This window comes from Streptomyces sp. NPDC050145 (assembly GCF_044460245.1).
In the GTDB taxonomy this organism is placed as follows: Bacteria; Actinomycetota; Actinomycetes; order Streptomycetales; family Streptomycetaceae; genus Streptomyces.
In genome coordinates, this window is sequence record NZ_JBITJS010000002.1 from 109,818 (window position 1) to 124,344 (window position 14,527).

A 14,527-nucleotide genomic window follows, 5' to 3' on the forward strand; every position below is an offset into this window, starting at 1 on the left:
CGGCCCTACGGTGGGCCGTATGGCTTCGAACATCGCAAGCAGCAACCGGGTCACCCGCGACGAACTGCTCGACTTCGTGCGGCCCCGGCACCGCGCCCTCCTCATCACCACCCGCGCCGACGGCACCCCGCAGGCCTCCCCGCTGACCTGCGGGGTCGACGACTCGGGGCGGATCGTCGTCTCCACCTACCCCGAGCGGGCCAAGACCCGCAACGCCAAGCGGAACCCGCGCGTGAGCGTCGTCGTGCTGAGCGACGACTGGAACGGGCCCTGGGTCCAGGTCGACGGCACGGCGGAAGTGATCGACGCGCCCGAGTCCGTGGAGCCGCTCGTGGAGTACTTCCGGAACATCTCGGGCGAGCACCCGGACTGGGACGAGTACCGGGCCGCCATGGTGAAGCAGGGGAAGTCCCTGATCCGGGTCACGCCGGAGCGCTGGGGCCCGGTGGCCACCGGCGGCTTTCCGGCGCGGCTGGCACAACAGGACTAGGACTGCGCCGCGCGTTCCCGGGCGACCAGTGCCTCGATGCCCGCGATCTGGAGGTCGAGGGCGACCTCGAAGTCGCCGTCGAGGACCTGGTCCACGGAGCCGCCCTCGGGTCCCTGCTCCATCAACTGCTCGGCGTGCCGCACCGCTTCGGCCATCTCCGCCGGCGCGGAGAACCCGGCCATGGCCTTCGTGTAGTACTCGTCCTGGGTCATGCCCACCTCCACGCACCGCTGCCGGAAGTGGCCCTCGATCGTCCCGTAGCCGTAGACGAACTGGAAGACGGACGCGATCGCGCCGCGCTGCCGGGGCAGGGACAGGCCGGTGCGGGCGACGATGCGCTGCACGGCGAAGGAGAACTTCAGCGCGTTCGGGCCGATGTTGAGGAAGTTGCCGGCCAGCGGGGAGATCCATGGGTGCCGCACGATCAGCGACCGGTACGTGGTGGCCAGGTCGCGCAGCCACTCCCGCCAGTCGTCGTCCTCCGCGGGACCGTCCTCGGCGATCCCGAGCTCGCCGAAGACCCGGTCCAGGGCCAGTTCCAGCAGGTCGTCCTTGGTGTCGACGTACCAGTAGACGGACATCGCGGTGACCCCGAGCTCGCCCGCCAGGCGTCGCATGGAGAACTTGGCGAGCCCCTCGGCGTCGAGCAGCCGCACCGTGACCTCGGTGATCCGCTCCCGGTCCAGACCGCTCGGCTGCTCGGTGCGCCGGCCGCGCGGCGCCTTGGCCGGGTCCGTCTCCTCCAGCCAGACGCTCATCCGCGCTGCCTTCGCCATCGGGACACCTTCTCAAAGATCGTCGTGGGGACGGACGGACGGGCGGAACCGTCGGGTCCGGTCCGCCCGTCCACCGATGCTATGCGGAAGCCGGCACCGCTGATTCTGCCCGCTCCGCCCGCCGCAGCAACGCCGCGGCGAGAAGCCCGCCGACGAGTACGGCCACGGCCCCGACCAGTTGGCTGGTCTCCAGACCGGAGGAGAACGCGTCCGCGATCCGGGCCTTCTCCGGCGCCGAGTCCGCGGCGGCGAGCGCCGCCGGGAGCGAGGCGGCGGCGACGGGCACGAGCGCCGCGAAGCGGGCGTTGAGGACCGCGCCGAGGACCGCGACCCCCAGGCCGTTGCCGAACTCGGCCAGCGTGCCGTTGACCCCCGCGCCGACGCCCGCCTTCTCCGGCGGGATCGCGCTCATGATCGCGTTGGCCATCGCCGGCATGGCGAGGGCGATGCCCGCGCCCATGATGATCAGCCCCGCCAGCATCCCGCCATATGCGTCGCCGCCCAGCAGCGCGATCGCCGCGAGACCGGCCGCCAGGCAGGTCATGCCCGCCGCGATGGTCAGCGGCGTGCCCAGCTTGGGCAGCAGCTTGGCGCCCAGGCCCGTCAGGTTGAGCGCGACGACGGTGAGGGCGAGCGGGGCGGTGCGCAGTCCGGCCTCCAGCGGCCCGTACCCGAGCACGAACTGCAGGTGCTGGGTGAGCAGGAAGAGCGAGCCGCCCATGCCGAACGCGACGAGGATCGCGCCGGCCACCGCACCCGTGAACTTCTGGTTCCGGAAGAAGTGCATGTCCAGCATCGGGTACGGGATGCGCAGTTCCCACAGCACGAACGCGGCCATGACGACGAGCCCGATCGCGGCCGAGGTCAGCGTCGGCCCGGAGGTCCAGCCCTTGTCGGGGCCCGAGATGATCGCGTAGACGATCCCGGTCATGCCGACGGTGGACAGGAGCGCGCCGAGCAGGTCGGGGCGGTCGCCGCGCGGGTTCTTGGACTCGGGGACCAGCGCGATCACAGCGATCAGGCCGACGACCGCGACCGGGATGTTGATCAGGAAGATCGCGCCCCACCAGAAGTGGTCGAGCATCACGCCGCCGAGCAGCGGGCCGACGGCGAAGCCCAGCGAGTTCACGGTCGCCCACAGGCCGATCGCCTTGACCCGCTCGGCGTCGTCGAAGATCTGCACGACGACGGCCAGGGTCGTGGTCATCAGCAGCGCGCCGCCGATGCCCATGCCGGCCCGCGCCGCGATCAGCTGGCCGGTCGAGCCGGCGAGGCCCGCGACCAGCGAGCCGACGCCGAACAGGACGAGTCCCGCCGCGAGCATCTTCTTGCGGCCGTAGCGGTCGGCGCTGGAGCCCGCGGTGAGCAGCAGACCCGACTGGACGAGCGAGTAGGCGCTGATCACCCACTGGATGTCGGCCGTCGACGCGTCCAGCTCCCGGGTGAGGGAGGGGATCGCGACGTTCAGCACGGTGTTGTCGAGCAGCACGGTCAGCTGGGCGAGGCAGATGACCCCGAGGATCAGCCAGCGCTGGGGGTGGCCGCCGCCGGCCGGGGGCGCCGTCTGCTCCGGCTGCTCCGGGCCGTTGTGGTTCTCGGCGGTGGTCGCCGTCATTCGGTCTCCTGTCGGTGTCGGTGTCCGGGTCGATGTCCGGTCGGTATCGGTGTCGGTGTCGATCGGGGCCTCTTCGAACCCGTCTCCCATACACCGTAAGGGATTGCTCGTACGCTGTACAACGGCATTTTCGGCGTACCGTTCCGGCATGCCGAATCGCGCTCGCGCGCTCCCCCAAATGGCCCTGTCCGCCGCTCTGTTGAGCCTCATCGCGGCAGCCGCACCGGCCGCCGCAGACACGCCGGGAACGCCCTCGGTCCCGCTGCGCATCGCGACGTACAACATCCACGCGGGGGCCGGGGAGGACAACGTCTTCGACCTCGACCGGCAGGCCGCCGCGCTGCGCGCCCTCGACGCCGACGTGATCGGCCTCCAGGAGGTCGACGTCCACTGGGGCGCTCGCAGCCAAGGGCGCGACGTGGCACAGGAGTTGGCCGAGCGGCTCCGGATGCGGGTCGCGTTCGCCCCGATCTACAGCCTGGATCCGGCGGCGGCCGGACAGCCGCGCCGCGAGTTCGGGGTCGCCGTCCTGTCCCGGTACCGGATCCGCTCCGCCGTCAACCACGACATCACCCGGCTCTCCACCCAGGTCCCGAACCCGGTGCCGGCCCCGGCCCCCGGCTTCGGCGAGGTCACCCTCAAGGTGCGGGGCGTCCCGCTCCAGGTGTTCGTCACCCATCTCGACTACCGGGGCGACCCGTCCGTGCGGACCGCGCAGGTCGCCGACACCCGCCGGATCATGGGCGCCGAGCGCGCGGCCCTGCCCGGCGCCCGCCAGGTCCTGCTCGGGGACTTCAACGCGGCGCCGACCGCGCCCGAACTCGCCCCGCTGTGGCGGGAACTGCGTGACGCGGGGCCCGCGACCGGCGGCACGTATCCGGCGAACGCCCCCGTCAACCGGATCGACTACGTCGCGGTCGGCGAGGGCGTCGGCGTGCGGGACGTGACGATCCCGGCGGAGGCGGCCGCCTCCGACCACCGGCCGGTCGTCGCCGACGTGCGGCTCGACCGGTAGACCTCGTGGGCTGCCGGATCAGGACTTCGGCTGGGTCAGGTCGTAGAACGTCGCCGTTCCGGCCGTCACCTTCTCGAAGTTCTGCTCGACCCATGACGTGATCGTGGACGAGGAGCTCGCCCCGGAGCCCATGCCACCCATGCCGCCGCCCATACGTCCGCCCGTGCCTCCGCCGATGAAGTAGTGGATCTTTCCTTCCGCCACGTACTTCTTGAACTGGGCGAGGGTGGGCGACGGGTCGGTGCCGTTGAAGCCGCCGACGGCCATCACCGGGACGCCCGTGGCCAGTTGGTAGCTCGCCTGGTTCTGGGAGCCGACGGCCGCGGCCGCCCAGGTGTAGGCGTCGGCGTCCTTCAGGAGCAGCCGCTTCGCTTTGGCGCCGACCGTGGCGCCGTCGAGCAGACCGCCCATGCCGCCGCCTCCCGCGCCGCCACCGGGACCGCCCTCGGCCGTGGCTCCGCCGGGAAAGCCACCGGGGAAGCCGCCGCGCTGCTGCCCGCCGGGGCCGTTGCCCGTGGTGGTGCCGGGGCCGTTGCCGGTGCCGGGCCCGTTGCCCTGCGTCCGGCCACCGGGCGGCTGCATCGCACCGCCCCCGCCACCGCCATCGCCGCCGCCCGGGGCACCGCCCGGACCGCCGCGGCCGCCCATCATGCTCGCGCCGGCCGGGCCCGCCGTGACGATCGACCCGGTGTGCCCCGTGTTCAGCGTGCTGAGCGTGTACGCGGTCGGCGCGGCCAGCGACGCGGCGAGGCCGAGCCCCGCGGCGCCGAGCGCGAGCCCGCGCCCGAACCGGCCCGCCAGGGCGAGCCCCAGGCCCGCCGCGAGCCCGCCGATCAGCACGGCCCAGCGCAGCCACGGCAGGTAGTCGGGCGTGCGGCCGAGCAGCACGTGGCCCCAGATCCCGGTGACCGCGACGGCCGCGCCGAGCGTGACCGACCAGACGGGCCTGGCCCGTTCCTCCCACAGCACGGCCGCGCCCATGCCGATCACCGCGGCGAGGTACGGGGCCAGGGCCACCGTGTAGTACTGGTGGAAGATGCCGGCCATGAAGCTGAAGACGAGACCCGTCATCAGCAGGGAGCCGCCCCAGGCGAGGAACGCGGCGCGCGCGGTGTCCGTGCGCCGGGCCTTCCGGGTCAGGACCAGGGCCGCGACGAGCAGGATCAGCGCGGCGGGCAGCAGCCAGGCGATCTGGCCGCCGATCTCCGCGTTGAACATCCGGCCGAGACCGGTCTCGCCCCACTGACCGGTGCCGCCGCCCATGCCACCGCCGTCACCGCCGCCACCGGCTCCGGCTCCGCCTCCGCCGACGGAGCCGGTCTCGTCGCCGTTGATCCGGCCCAGGCCGTTGTAGCCGAAGGTCAGCTCCAGGAACGAGTTGTTCTGCGAGCCGCCGATGTACGGGCGGGAGGCCGCGGGCCAGAGTTCGACGACGGCCACCCACCAGCCGCCCGCAACTGTCATGACGAGCCCGGAGAGGGCCAGTTGGGCGAGTCGGCGGCGCAGCCTCACCGGTGCGCAGATCCCGTAGAGAAGAGCGAGCGGGGGCAGGATCAGGAAGGCCTGGAGCGTCTTGGCGAGGAAGGCGAGACCGACCGCCGCGCCCGCCAGGACCAGCCACTTCGTGCGCCCCCGCTCCAGCGCGCGCAGCACGCAGTAGACCGTGACGGTCATCAGGAGCGCGAGCAGCGCGTCCGGGTTGTTGAACCGGAACATGAGCGCGGCGACCGGCGTCGTGGCGAACACGGCCATCGTGATCAGGCCCGCCGCCGCGCTGAAGCGGCGCCGCACGGCCGCGTAGAGGACCGCCGCCGTGGCCACGCCCATCAGGACCTCGGGCACGAGGATCGCCCAGGAGTTCAGCCCGAAGAGCCGCACCGAGAGGCCTATCGACCACAGCGCGGCCGGGGGTTTGTCGACGGTGATCGCGTTCGCGGCGTCGGACGAGCCGAAGAAGAACGCCTTCCAGCTCTGGCTGCCCGCCTGGACGGCGGCCGAGTAGAAGGAGTTGGCGTAGCCGGAGGCGGAGAGGTTCCAGAGGTAGGCGAGGGCGATGACGAGGAGGAGGGCCAGGAACGCGGGGCGGACCCAGCGGGCGTCGGCGGGACGGTTCTCCGGGTCCGGGGCCGGGTCCGGGTCCGGGTCCGTCAGGGGCGTCGTCAGGGGCTCGGCGGTGGGGGTGTGGGTGGTCATCGTCGGCTCCCGTGGGTGAGCTCGGAGGACATGGCCGTGCGGTCGGTTCGGTCGGGGAAGACCCAGGCGCGCAGCAGCAGGAAGCGCAGCACGGTGGCCGCGAGATTCGCGGCGATGAGCACCGCCAGCTCGGTGGAGTGCGCGGCGCCGCCGTCGGACGCGGCACCGAGCGCGAGCAGCGAACCGCTGGTCAGCACCCATCCGATGCCGAAGACGACGATCCCCTGGGCCTGGTGGCGCACCGCGTTCGCCCGGCCCCGGACGCCGAAGGTGAGCCTCCGGTTGGCGGCGGTGTTGGCGACCGCCGAGACGAGCAGCGCGAGCGCGTTGGCGGTCTGCGCCCCCGAGAACGTACGGAAGCCGGTGTAGAGCAGCAGATACAGCAGCGTCGACAGGCCGCCGACGACGCAGAAGCCGACGAGCTGCCGGGCAAGTCCCTTGGGAACGCCGGGCAGTCGGCGGTCGCGCGGATCGTCGCCGAAGGGGCGCGCGAGACGGTCCAGGGGGAGGGAACCGGTGGCGAGCGCCCGGCCGACCCGCCACACGCCCTTCAGGTCCTCGGTCGCCGTCCGCACGATGTGGACGCTGGAGTGCGGGTCGTCGACCCAGTCGACGGGCACCTCGTGGATCCGCAGCCCGGCCCGCTCGGCGAGCACCAGCAGCTCCGTGTCGAAGAACCAGCCGGTGTCCTCCACCAGCGGCAGCAGCACCTGCGCCACCTCGCGCCGGATCGCCTTGAAGCCGCACTGGGCGTCGGAGAAGCGGGCCTGGAGCGAGCCGCGCAGGATCAGGTTGTAGGCGCGGGACACGAACTCCCGCTTGGGGCCGCGAACCACGCGCGCCGCGCGGGAGAGCCGGGAGCCGATCGCGAGGTCCGAGTGCCCGGAGATCAGCGGCGCCACCAGCGGGAGCAGCGCGTTCAGGTCGGTGGACAGGTCGACGTCCATGTAGGCGAGGACGGGTGCGTCGGACGCGGACCAGACGGCGCGCAGGGCCCGCCCGCGCCCCTTCTCCTCAAGGCGTACGGAGGCGACGCCGGCCAGCTCGGCGGCCAGCCGCCGCGCGACCTGCGGGGTCGCGTCCGTGGAGGCGTTGTCCGCGACCGTGATCCGGAAGCGGTACGGGAAGGTGCGGTTCAGGTGGGCGTGCAGGCGCCGCACACACGCGTCGAGGTCCTTCTCCTCGTTGAAGACGGGGACGACGACGTCCAGGACCGGCACGGCGCCGCTGCCGACGGGAAGGTGCTCCCGCGCCGGCAGCGTCCCCGGCCCGGGGGCGGGTGGAGCGGTGCTCGCAGAAGAGTCGGTTCGCATGCCACCGACCGTCGCCAACTGCTCTGTCAGGGCTGTGTGGTGAGGCTTTGACCCGCCTGTGAGTGTGGTTGCGCCTGTGAGTACGGATGCGCCCGATCCTGAACCTGGTCCTGCCGGTCCTGCCCGTCCTGCCCGTCCTGCCCGTCCTGCTCGGTCCGGGCCGGGAGGTGGACGGTGAACACGGTGCGGCCCGGGGCCGATTCCACGGTCACGGCGCCACCGTGCGCGGCCACGACCGCGTGCACGATGGCGAGCCCGAGCCCCGTGGAGCCCGCCGTGCGGGAGCGCGAGGAGTCGCCGCGCGCGAACCGCTCGAAGACGTGCGGCAGCAGCTCCGCCGGGATGCCCGGCCCGTCGTCCCGCACGTCGAGGCGGACCCACGGCCCGCGCCGGTGCACACGCGTGGTGACCGTGGTGCCGGGCGGGGTGTGCGTACGGGCGTTGGCCAGCAGGTTGACGAGGACCTGGTGCAGGCGGGCGGGGTCGGCGAGCACGGCGGCCGGTTCGTCGGGCAGGTCGAGCCGCCAGACGTGCTCCGGCCCGGCGGCGCGGGCGTCGGCGACCGCGTCCACGACCAGCGGCGACAGATCCGTCGGCGCGTAGGAGAGGGGCCGGCCCGTGTCGAGCCGGGCGAGCAGCAGCAGGTCCTCGACCAGACCCGTCATGCGGTGGGCCTCGGACTCGATGCGGCCGAGCGCGTGCCGGGTGTCGGGGCCGGTCGGCTCGGGGCCGCGCCGGGTCAGTTCGGCGTAGCCCCGGATGGAGGCGAGCGGGGTGCGCAGCTCGTGGCTGGCGTCCGCGACGAACCGGCGCACCCGGGTCTCGCTCTGCTGCCGTGCCTCCAGCGCGCCGTGCACGTGGTCGAGCATCCGGTTGAGCGCGGCGCCGACCTGGCCGACCTCCGAACGCGGGTCGGCCTCGGTGTCCGGGACGCGCTCGTGGAGGGCCACCTCGCCGCTGTGCAGGGGGAGTTCGGCGACGCGGGTGGCGGTCGCGGCGACCCGGCGCAGCGGGCGCAGCGCGACGCCGACCATGACGGCGCCCGTCACCCCGGCCGCGAGCAGGCCCGCGCCGGTCACGGACGCCTCGATGAGGACGAGCCGGTTCAGGGTCGCGTCGATGTCCGTGGAGGGGAGGCCGACGAGCAGGCTGCCGTCCCCGCTCGACTGGACGCGGTAGTCGCCGAGGCCGGGCAGGGCAACGCTGTGCGCACGGCCGTCGCGGGGGACCGAGGCGAGGGCGTCCGCCTGGGCGCCGGTCAGCTCGGTGGTGCGGGTGGGGGAGTCCTGCTCGGAGCGCTCAGCCTTGGTGAGGGAGCCGTCGGCGTCGACCAGCGCGCCCACGGTGTCGCCGCCGCCGGGGCCCGGCAGGCCCAGGAACGCCAGGTCGCTCGCCCGCGCGTCCGTCCCGGGCTCCCGGCCGCCGCCTTCTACGCCGGGCCCGTCGCCGCGCCGGGCCATGTGCACGACCTGGTCGACCTTGCCGTCCAGCTGCTCGTACAGATACGTGTGCAGAGCCAGCGTCGTCACCGTGCCGATCACCACGGCGACCAGCGCGATCAGGCCGACGGCGGTGACGACGAGCCGGGTCCGCAGGGTCCTGACGCGCGGCGCGCGGACCCGCCTCACGGCACCGGCGTCGCTGCGGGCTTGATCAGGTACCCGGCGCCGCGCCGGGTGTGGATCATCGGCTCGCGCCCGGCGTCGATCTTGCGCCGCAGGTACGAGATGTACAGCTCGACCACGTTGGCCCGGCCGCCGAAGTCGTAGCTCCAGACCCGGTCCAGGATCTGCGCCTTGCTGAGCACGCGGCGCGGATTGCGCATCAGGAAGCGCAGCAGTTCGAACTCGGTGGCGGTGAGGTGGATGTGGGTGCCGCCGCGCTCGACGTCGTGGCTGTCCTCGTCGAGCGACAGGTCGCCCACGACGAGCACGGAGTCGCTGTGCCGCTCGGCCGTACCGGTCCTGCGGATCAGACCGCGCAGCCGCGCGACCACCTCCTCCAGGCTGAACGGCTTGGTGACGTAGTCGTCGCCGCCCGCCGTGAGCCCCGCGATCCGGTCCTCGACCGCGTCCTTCGCCGTCAGGAACAGCACCGGCACGTGCGGCAGCTCGCGGCGCAGCCGGCCGAGCACGCTCAGCCCGTCCATGTCCGGCAGCATCATGTCCAGCACGACGGCGTCGGGCCGGAACTCCCGCGCGCTGCGCACGGCCCCGGCCCCGTCGCCCGCCGACCTGATCTGCCAGCCCTCGTAGCGCAGCGCCATCGACAACAGCTCGGTGATGGACTGTTCGTCGTCCACCACGAGCACCCGGACGGGCCTGCCGTCCGGCCTGAGCAGTTCGGTTCGCCCCTGGGGCGCGGCTGTGGTCATGGCACCACCCTGCGACCGCCCTCTGAGAAGCCCCTTTCCTGAACCTGTGAAAACCCTGAGAAACGCACAGCGGGCTCTCAGGAGACCTACAGCTCCGCGGACGGCGCAGGTGCGTCAGTGCATCAGGTGCGTCAGGTGCATCAGGTGCGTCAGGTGCGATCGAGGAACAGCTTCGCCCCGTTGTCGTGGCACACAGCCCGCACCCACGCGCTGCCGAGCCCCAGCCGCTCGATCGCCTCCAGCTGGTGCACGTACGGGTACGGGATGTTCGGGAAGTCCGTGCCGAGCAGCACCCGGTCCCCGAGATCCGCGAGCCGGGCCCGCTCCCGCACGGGGAGCGGCATGCGCTCCTCGCAGAAGTCCGTGAACGCCATCGTGGTGTCGAGCCGCACCTCCCCGTACCGCTCGGCCAGGTCCAGGAACTCGGTGTACTCCGGCATCCCCAGATGCGCGACCACCAGCGGCAGCCGCGGATGCCGCTCCAGGACCTTCGCGATCGGCTCGGGCCCGGTGTGCTTGCCGGGCGCAGGACCCGAACCGCAGTGCGTCACCACCGGCACCCCGGCCTCGGCGAGCAGCCCCCACACGGGGTCGAGCAGCGGATCGGCCGGGTCGTACGCGCCCACCTGCACATGCGCCTTGAAGATCCGCGCCCCGTCCTCGACCGCGCGCCGCACATACGCCTCGGCGCCCGGCTCGGGGAAGAACGTCGCCGTGTGCAGGCAGTCCGGCGTGCGGGCGGCGAACTCCGCCGACCAGCCGTTGAGCCACTGCGCCATCCCCGCCTTGTGCGGATAGAGCATCGACGTGAACGCGCGCACCCCGAACTCCCGCAGCCGCGCGAGCCGCCGGTCCTCCTCCTCGCGGTACGTGATCGGCCACGGGGAGCCGGTCAGCGGACCCGCCGAGTCGAAGTACGCCCACACCTTGCGCAGCACCCGGTCCGGCATGAAGTGCGTGTGCACGTCGACGAGCGCGGGCAGCCCGTGCCGCTCCCGGAACGCGGCGACCTGGGCGGCTTCGCCCGCCCCCGGCTCAGTCACGCTTCCATCCATGGCTGCGCACGACCTCGCCCACGTGCACCGTGTACTCCTCGTACCAGTCGGCGCGGCCCTGCTTCTGCGCGCCGCGGTGCTCGCCCACGGACCGCCACTCCTCGATCGCGGCGGCGTCGCGGAAGTAGGAGACCGTGATCCCGAGTCCGCCCGGGGTCCGCGCGGACTCGTGCCCGAGATAGCCCGGGAGCTCCTTCACGAGCTCGTCCATGCGGTCCGCGGTGGCGCCGTAGCCGCGATCTCCCTCGGTCCGGGTCGAGGTGAACACGACCATCTGGTACGGGGGTTCGAAGGCCGGCAACGGGCCGGCGGGGCTGTTCCCATGACGGTGATCACTCATGCCCCCACGGTCACCGCTCCCCCCGTCCCGTGTCCACACTCCTTACCGAACGGGATCCATCCCTTGACCTCCCGGTCTCCCGACCCGGGCCCTCAGACCCGTCGACCGCCCCGAGCCCCGCCCCCGGCCACCCTCAGAACAGCCCCCCTTGAACCCCGCGGACCTCCCGGACCGCCACCTCCGCGACCGCATCCGCCCCGACCCCTTCCAACGGCCACCCCGCCAACCCCCGCGTGTCCACGGCGAGCCGTCTCCCGCCCGCCTCCACCAGATGCAGATCCGGCCCGGCGACGGCCACCACGACCCCCGCCACCACCGCCCCCTCGACCACCCCGCCCACGACCCCGTCCAGCCCGTCGACCGCCGCGAGCCCGAACACCCCCGCGTGATCCACCACCCGGCACGGCACCCGCTCCAAGGACTCCGGCCACCCCTCCAGCTCCCCGGCCACCGCATGCGCCCGCGCCAGCTCCGCCCCTCTCTGCTCGGGCCCCCCGAGCCCCACCCGCACCAGGCGCTTCTTCGCGTACGGGATCCGGTCCGGCACCCCGAGCCCGACCCGCAGCAGCTCCTCCGCCCGCCGCGCGGCCATCAGCGGCCCCTCCCCGAGCCAGGTGAACGCCACCGCCCCCTGCTCCAGGAGCCGCGCCCCGCCCCGGTCGGCCCGCGTGATCCCCACCTTCACCAGCCCCTCCCCGAACCAGGCCAGATACACCCGGTACGGCCGCGGATCATCGGCCAGCGTGTCCGCCGCGACCGACCGCGCCCGGTCGATCCCCGCGCACTCCGCGCACTGCGCCCGCGTCCCCCGCTCCGGCACCACGTCCCGCCCCGGACACGGCGTGCGCCGCCCGCCCCGCCACACCCCGAGACACCGGCGCGGCCCGCAGACCCGGAACGCCACCCGCTCCCCGAACCGCACCGCGCCCGCCCGCTCCGCCGTCGCCCCCGACGCCGCCCCCGACCACCACCCGAACTCCGGCCCGTCCGCAGCCCACCGCATCCCCGTGCACCACCACGTCATACGGCCAGGATGGCGCACGCCACTGACAATCCCCGGGCCGCTCGCGTCGGCGCCGACTAGGATCCGGACCATGTCCGTGAGCCTGAACGACGTGGACCGCTTCGAGGCCGCGAGGCCCCGCCTGCAGGCCATCGCGTACCGCCTCCTCGGCTCCGCGAGCGAGGCCGAGGACGCCGTGCAGGACACGTATCTGCGCTGGCAGGCCGCCGACCCCGGACACATCGAGGTCCCCGAGGCCTGGCTCACCAAGGTCCTCACGAACCTGTGCCTCAACCAGCTGACGTCCGCGCGCGCCCGCCGCGAGACCTACGTCGGCCAGTGGCTGCCCGAGCCGCTGCTCCCCGGCGACCCGATGCTCGGCCCCGCCGACACCGCCGAGCGGCGCGAGTCCGTCTCGTACGCCGTCCTCACGCTCCTGGAGCGGCTCACGCCGAGCGAGCGGGCCGTGTACGTGCTGCGCGAGGCCTTCGACTACCCGCACCGGGAGATCGCCGAGATCCTCGACATCAGCGAGTCGTCCAGCCAGCAGATCCTGCACCGGGCGAAGAAGCACGTCGCCGACGGCACGCCCCGCGCGCCCCGCACCGAGATCGACGAGGCGACCGCCCAGCGCATCGTCGAGGAGTTCCTGGCCGCCGCCACGAGCGGCCGCACCGAACCCCTCGTCAAGCTCCTCACCTCGGACGCGATCGCGATCGGCGACGGCGGCGGGAAGGTGCCGGCCCGCGCCAGCGCGTTCGAGGGAGCGAAGGCCGTGGCCACGTTCATGCGCGGCCTGTTCAAGCCGGGCAAGGCCAAGCGGGCCATCACCGGCGGCCCGGCCGACATCTACGCGACGACGGCCAACGGCAGCCCCGCGGTCGTGGCGGTCGTCGACGGCCGCGTTATCGGCGTCATGTGCCTGGAGCTCGCCGACGGGCACGTCGCGGCCGTCCGCAGCCAGGTGAACCCCGACAAGCTGGAGCGCGCGACCCGCGTCTGGACCGCCACGGACCACGGAGAACCCCTGATCACAGCCTTCTAGCCAGGCTGTGACTCAGGTCACATCGCACTCCTGTCAGGAATCGACGGGCTGCCCGGTTCAAGGGGCGACACCGTCACAGACAGGAGCTGGACATGCAGCAGCACCGGATCATCGTTCTCGGGGCCGGATACACCGGAGCCATCGCCGCGGGCCGCCTGGCCAAGCGCCTGCACCGCGACGACGTGTCGATCACCCTCGTCAACGCGGAGCCCGACTTCGTCGAGCGCGTCCGCATGCACCAGCTGGCGGCCGGCCAGGACCTGACGCCCCGCCCCTTCGCCGAGATGTTCGCGGGCACCGGCGTCGCCCTGAAGCTCGCGAAGGTCACCGACATCGACGTCGACCGCAAGGCCGTCACGGTCACCGCGGACGGCGCGGCCCCCGAGGAACTCGCCTACGACACCCTCGTCTACGCCCTCGGCAGCGCCTGGAACACCCACGACGTCCCCGGCACCACCGAGCACGCCCACCAGATCGCGAGCCGCCCCGGCGCACTCCGGCTGCGCGAGCGCCTGGCCGCACTGCCCGCCGGAGGGACGGTCACCGTCGTCGGCGGCGGCCTGACCGGCCTGGAGGCCGCCACGGAGATCGCCGAGTCCCGCCCGGACCTGTCCGTCGCCCTGGCCGCCCGCGGCGAACTCGGCGACTGGCTCTCCCCCAAGGGCCGCCGCCACCTGCGCAAGGTCTGCGCCGGACTCGGCATCACCGTGCACGAGAACACCGCCGTCACCGAGGTCGGCCCCGACACGGTCACCACCGCCGCCGGACCCGCGCTCCCCTCGGACGTCACGGTCTGGACGACCGGCTTCGCCGTCCACCCGCTCGCCCGCGCCACCACCCTGGAGCTGGGCGACACCGGCCAGATCGTCGTCGACGGCACGATGCGCTCGGTCTCCCACCTCGACGTGTACGCGATCGGCGACGCCGCCCTCGCCATGGGCGCCGGCGACAAGCCGCTGCGCATGTCCTGCGCCTCCGGCACCCCGACCGCCTGGCAGGCCGCCGACTCGATCGCCGCCCGCCTCACCGGCAACAAGCTCCCGCACGCCCCGCTGCGCTACTTCAACCAGTGCATCTCGCTGGGCCGCAAGGAAGGCCTGATCCAGTACGTCACCGCCGACGACCGCGCGGTCGACGCGGCCCTGACCGGCCGCCTCGCCGCCTTCTACAAGGAACTGATCTGCAAGGGCGCGGCCTGGGGCGTCGCCAACCCGACCATGGGCCTCCCGACCCGCCGCCGCCGCGTCACCGACTCCGTCCGGACCGCGACCCCGGAGCCGGCCGGGGCCACGGCCTGAAACGCGAGAG

The 14,527-nt window shown here is 73.2% G+C and carries 13 protein-coding genes; 4 read left to right on the forward strand and 9 right to left on the reverse strand.

Annotated elements, in window-relative coordinates; translation table 11 throughout:
- Positions 1-19 precede the first annotated feature (19 nt).
- On the forward strand, positions 20-490 hold the full coding sequence (locus ACIBTU_RS04015) for a PPOX class F420-dependent oxidoreductase (protein WP_399124310.1): 471 nt from the start codon (positions 20-22) through the stop codon (positions 488-490).
- Here the strand turns inward: ACIBTU_RS04015 and ACIBTU_RS04020 are convergent.
- Both ACIBTU_RS04020 and ACIBTU_RS04025 read right to left on the reverse strand, forming a co-directional pair.
- Complete coding sequence (locus tag ACIBTU_RS04020; RefSeq protein ID WP_399124311.1) at positions 487-1,266, reverse strand: TetR/AcrR family transcriptional regulator; 780 nt, start codon at positions 1,264-1,266, stop codon at positions 487-489. The genes ACIBTU_RS04015 and ACIBTU_RS04020 overlap by 4 nt on opposite strands.
- 79 nt (positions 1,267-1,345) lie before the next feature.
- Positions 1,346-2,881, reverse strand: coding sequence for an MFS transporter (locus tag ACIBTU_RS04025; protein ID WP_399124312.1), 1,536 nt, complete (start codon positions 2,879-2,881; stop codon positions 1,346-1,348).
- 148 nt (positions 2,882-3,029) lie between these two features.
- Between ACIBTU_RS04025 and ACIBTU_RS04030 the strand changes: the two genes are divergently transcribed.
- Complete coding sequence (locus ACIBTU_RS04030) at positions 3,030-3,896, forward strand: endonuclease/exonuclease/phosphatase family protein (RefSeq protein WP_399124313.1); 867 nt, start codon at positions 3,030-3,032, stop codon at positions 3,894-3,896.
- Positions 3,897-3,914: 18 nt separating this feature from the next.
- Here ACIBTU_RS04030 and ACIBTU_RS04035 read toward each other — a convergent pair whose 3' ends face one another.
- The 7 genes from ACIBTU_RS04035 to ACIBTU_RS04065 all read right to left on the reverse strand — a co-directional run bounded on the left by ACIBTU_RS04035 (position 3,915) and on the right by ACIBTU_RS04065 (position 12,174).
- Complete coding sequence (locus tag ACIBTU_RS04035) at positions 3,915-6,089, reverse strand: ArnT family glycosyltransferase (RefSeq protein WP_399124314.1); 2,175 nt, start codon at positions 6,087-6,089, stop codon at positions 3,915-3,917.
- A complete protein-coding gene (locus ACIBTU_RS04040) occupies positions 6,086-7,402 on the reverse strand; it encodes a glycosyltransferase (protein ID WP_399124315.1) in 1,317 nt (438 codons plus the stop codon). Before ACIBTU_RS04040 ends, ACIBTU_RS04035 begins: the two co-directional genes overlap by 4 nt.
- Positions 7,403-7,428: 26 nt before the next feature.
- Complete coding sequence (locus ACIBTU_RS04045; RefSeq protein WP_399124316.1) at positions 7,429-9,030, reverse strand: ATP-binding protein; 1,602 nt, start codon at positions 9,028-9,030, stop codon at positions 7,429-7,431.
- Positions 9,027-9,776, reverse strand: a complete 750-nt coding sequence (locus ACIBTU_RS04050) for a response regulator transcription factor (protein ID WP_399124317.1) — start codon at positions 9,774-9,776, stop codon at positions 9,027-9,029. Before ACIBTU_RS04050 ends, ACIBTU_RS04045 begins: the two co-directional genes overlap by 4 nt.
- A 149-nt stretch (positions 9,777-9,925) precedes the next feature.
- Entirely contained in the window at positions 9,926-10,831 is a 906-nt protein-coding gene (locus ACIBTU_RS04055) for an amidohydrolase family protein (RefSeq protein WP_399124318.1), read from the reverse strand.
- Positions 10,812-11,171, reverse strand: a complete 360-nt coding sequence (locus ACIBTU_RS04060; RefSeq protein ID WP_399124319.1) for an antibiotic biosynthesis monooxygenase family protein — start codon at positions 11,169-11,171, stop codon at positions 10,812-10,814. Before ACIBTU_RS04060 ends, ACIBTU_RS04055 begins: the two co-directional genes overlap by 20 nt.
- 133 nt (positions 11,172-11,304) lie before the next feature.
- Positions 11,305-12,174, reverse strand: coding sequence for a DUF2797 domain-containing protein (locus ACIBTU_RS04065; RefSeq protein WP_399124320.1), 870 nt, complete (start codon positions 12,172-12,174; stop codon positions 11,305-11,307).
- A 91-nt stretch (positions 12,175-12,265) separates the two neighbouring features.
- Here ACIBTU_RS04065 and sigJ point away from each other — a divergent pair, with 91 nt between their 5' ends.
- Together sigJ and ACIBTU_RS04075 are read left to right on the forward strand one after the other, a co-directional pair.
- On the forward strand, positions 12,266-13,219 hold the full coding sequence (gene sigJ / locus ACIBTU_RS04070; protein ID WP_399124321.1) for an RNA polymerase sigma factor SigJ: 954 nt from the start codon (positions 12,266-12,268) through the stop codon (positions 13,217-13,219).
- Between the two features lie 92 nt (positions 13,220-13,311).
- Positions 13,312-14,517, forward strand: a complete 1,206-nt coding sequence (locus ACIBTU_RS04075) for an NAD(P)/FAD-dependent oxidoreductase (RefSeq protein WP_399124322.1) — start codon at positions 13,312-13,314, stop codon at positions 14,515-14,517.
- The last annotated feature ends 10 nt before the right edge of the window (positions 14,518-14,527 follow it).

What these genes read in the sequence shown, in the direction of transcription:
- sigJ (WP_399124321.1), top strand. Translation starts at nt 12,266, where the DNA reads ATGTCCGTGAGCCTGAACGACGTGGACCGCTTCGAGGCCGCGAGGCCC.
- ACIBTU_RS04015 (WP_399124310.1), top strand. Translation starts at nt 20, where the DNA reads ATGGCTTCGAACATCGCAAGCAGCAACCGGGTCACCCGCGACGAACTG.
- ACIBTU_RS04020 (WP_399124311.1), bottom strand. Translation starts at nt 1,266, where the DNA reads ATGGCGAAGGCAGCGCGGATGAGCGTCTGGCTGGAGGAGACGGACCCG.
- ACIBTU_RS04050 (WP_399124317.1), bottom strand. Translation starts at nt 9,776, where the DNA reads ATGACCACAGCCGCGCCCCAGGGGCGAACCGAACTGCTCAGGCCGGAC.
- ACIBTU_RS04025 (WP_399124312.1), bottom strand. Translation starts at nt 2,881, where the DNA reads ATGACGGCGACCACCGCCGAGAACCACAACGGCCCGGAGCAGCCGGAG.
- ACIBTU_RS04060 (WP_399124319.1), bottom strand. Translation starts at nt 11,171, where the DNA reads ATGAGTGATCACCGTCATGGGAACAGCCCCGCCGGCCCGTTGCCGGCC.
- ACIBTU_RS04055 (WP_399124318.1), bottom strand. Translation starts at nt 10,831, where the DNA reads ATGGATGGAAGCGTGACTGAGCCGGGGGCGGGCGAAGCCGCCCAGGTC.
- ACIBTU_RS04065 (WP_399124320.1), bottom strand. Translation starts at nt 12,174, where the DNA reads ATGCGGTGGGCTGCGGACGGGCCGGAGTTCGGGTGGTGGTCGGGGGCG.
- ACIBTU_RS04035 (WP_399124314.1), bottom strand. Translation starts at nt 6,089, where the DNA reads ATGACCACCCACACCCCCACCGCCGAGCCCCTGACGACGCCCCTGACG.
- ACIBTU_RS04040 (WP_399124315.1), bottom strand. Translation starts at nt 7,402, where the DNA reads ATGCGAACCGACTCTTCTGCGAGCACCGCTCCACCCGCCCCCGGGCCG.
- ACIBTU_RS04075 (WP_399124322.1), top strand. Translation starts at nt 13,312, where the DNA reads ATGCAGCAGCACCGGATCATCGTTCTCGGGGCCGGATACACCGGAGCC.
- ACIBTU_RS04030 (WP_399124313.1), top strand. Translation starts at nt 3,030, where the DNA reads ATGCCGAATCGCGCTCGCGCGCTCCCCCAAATGGCCCTGTCCGCCGCT.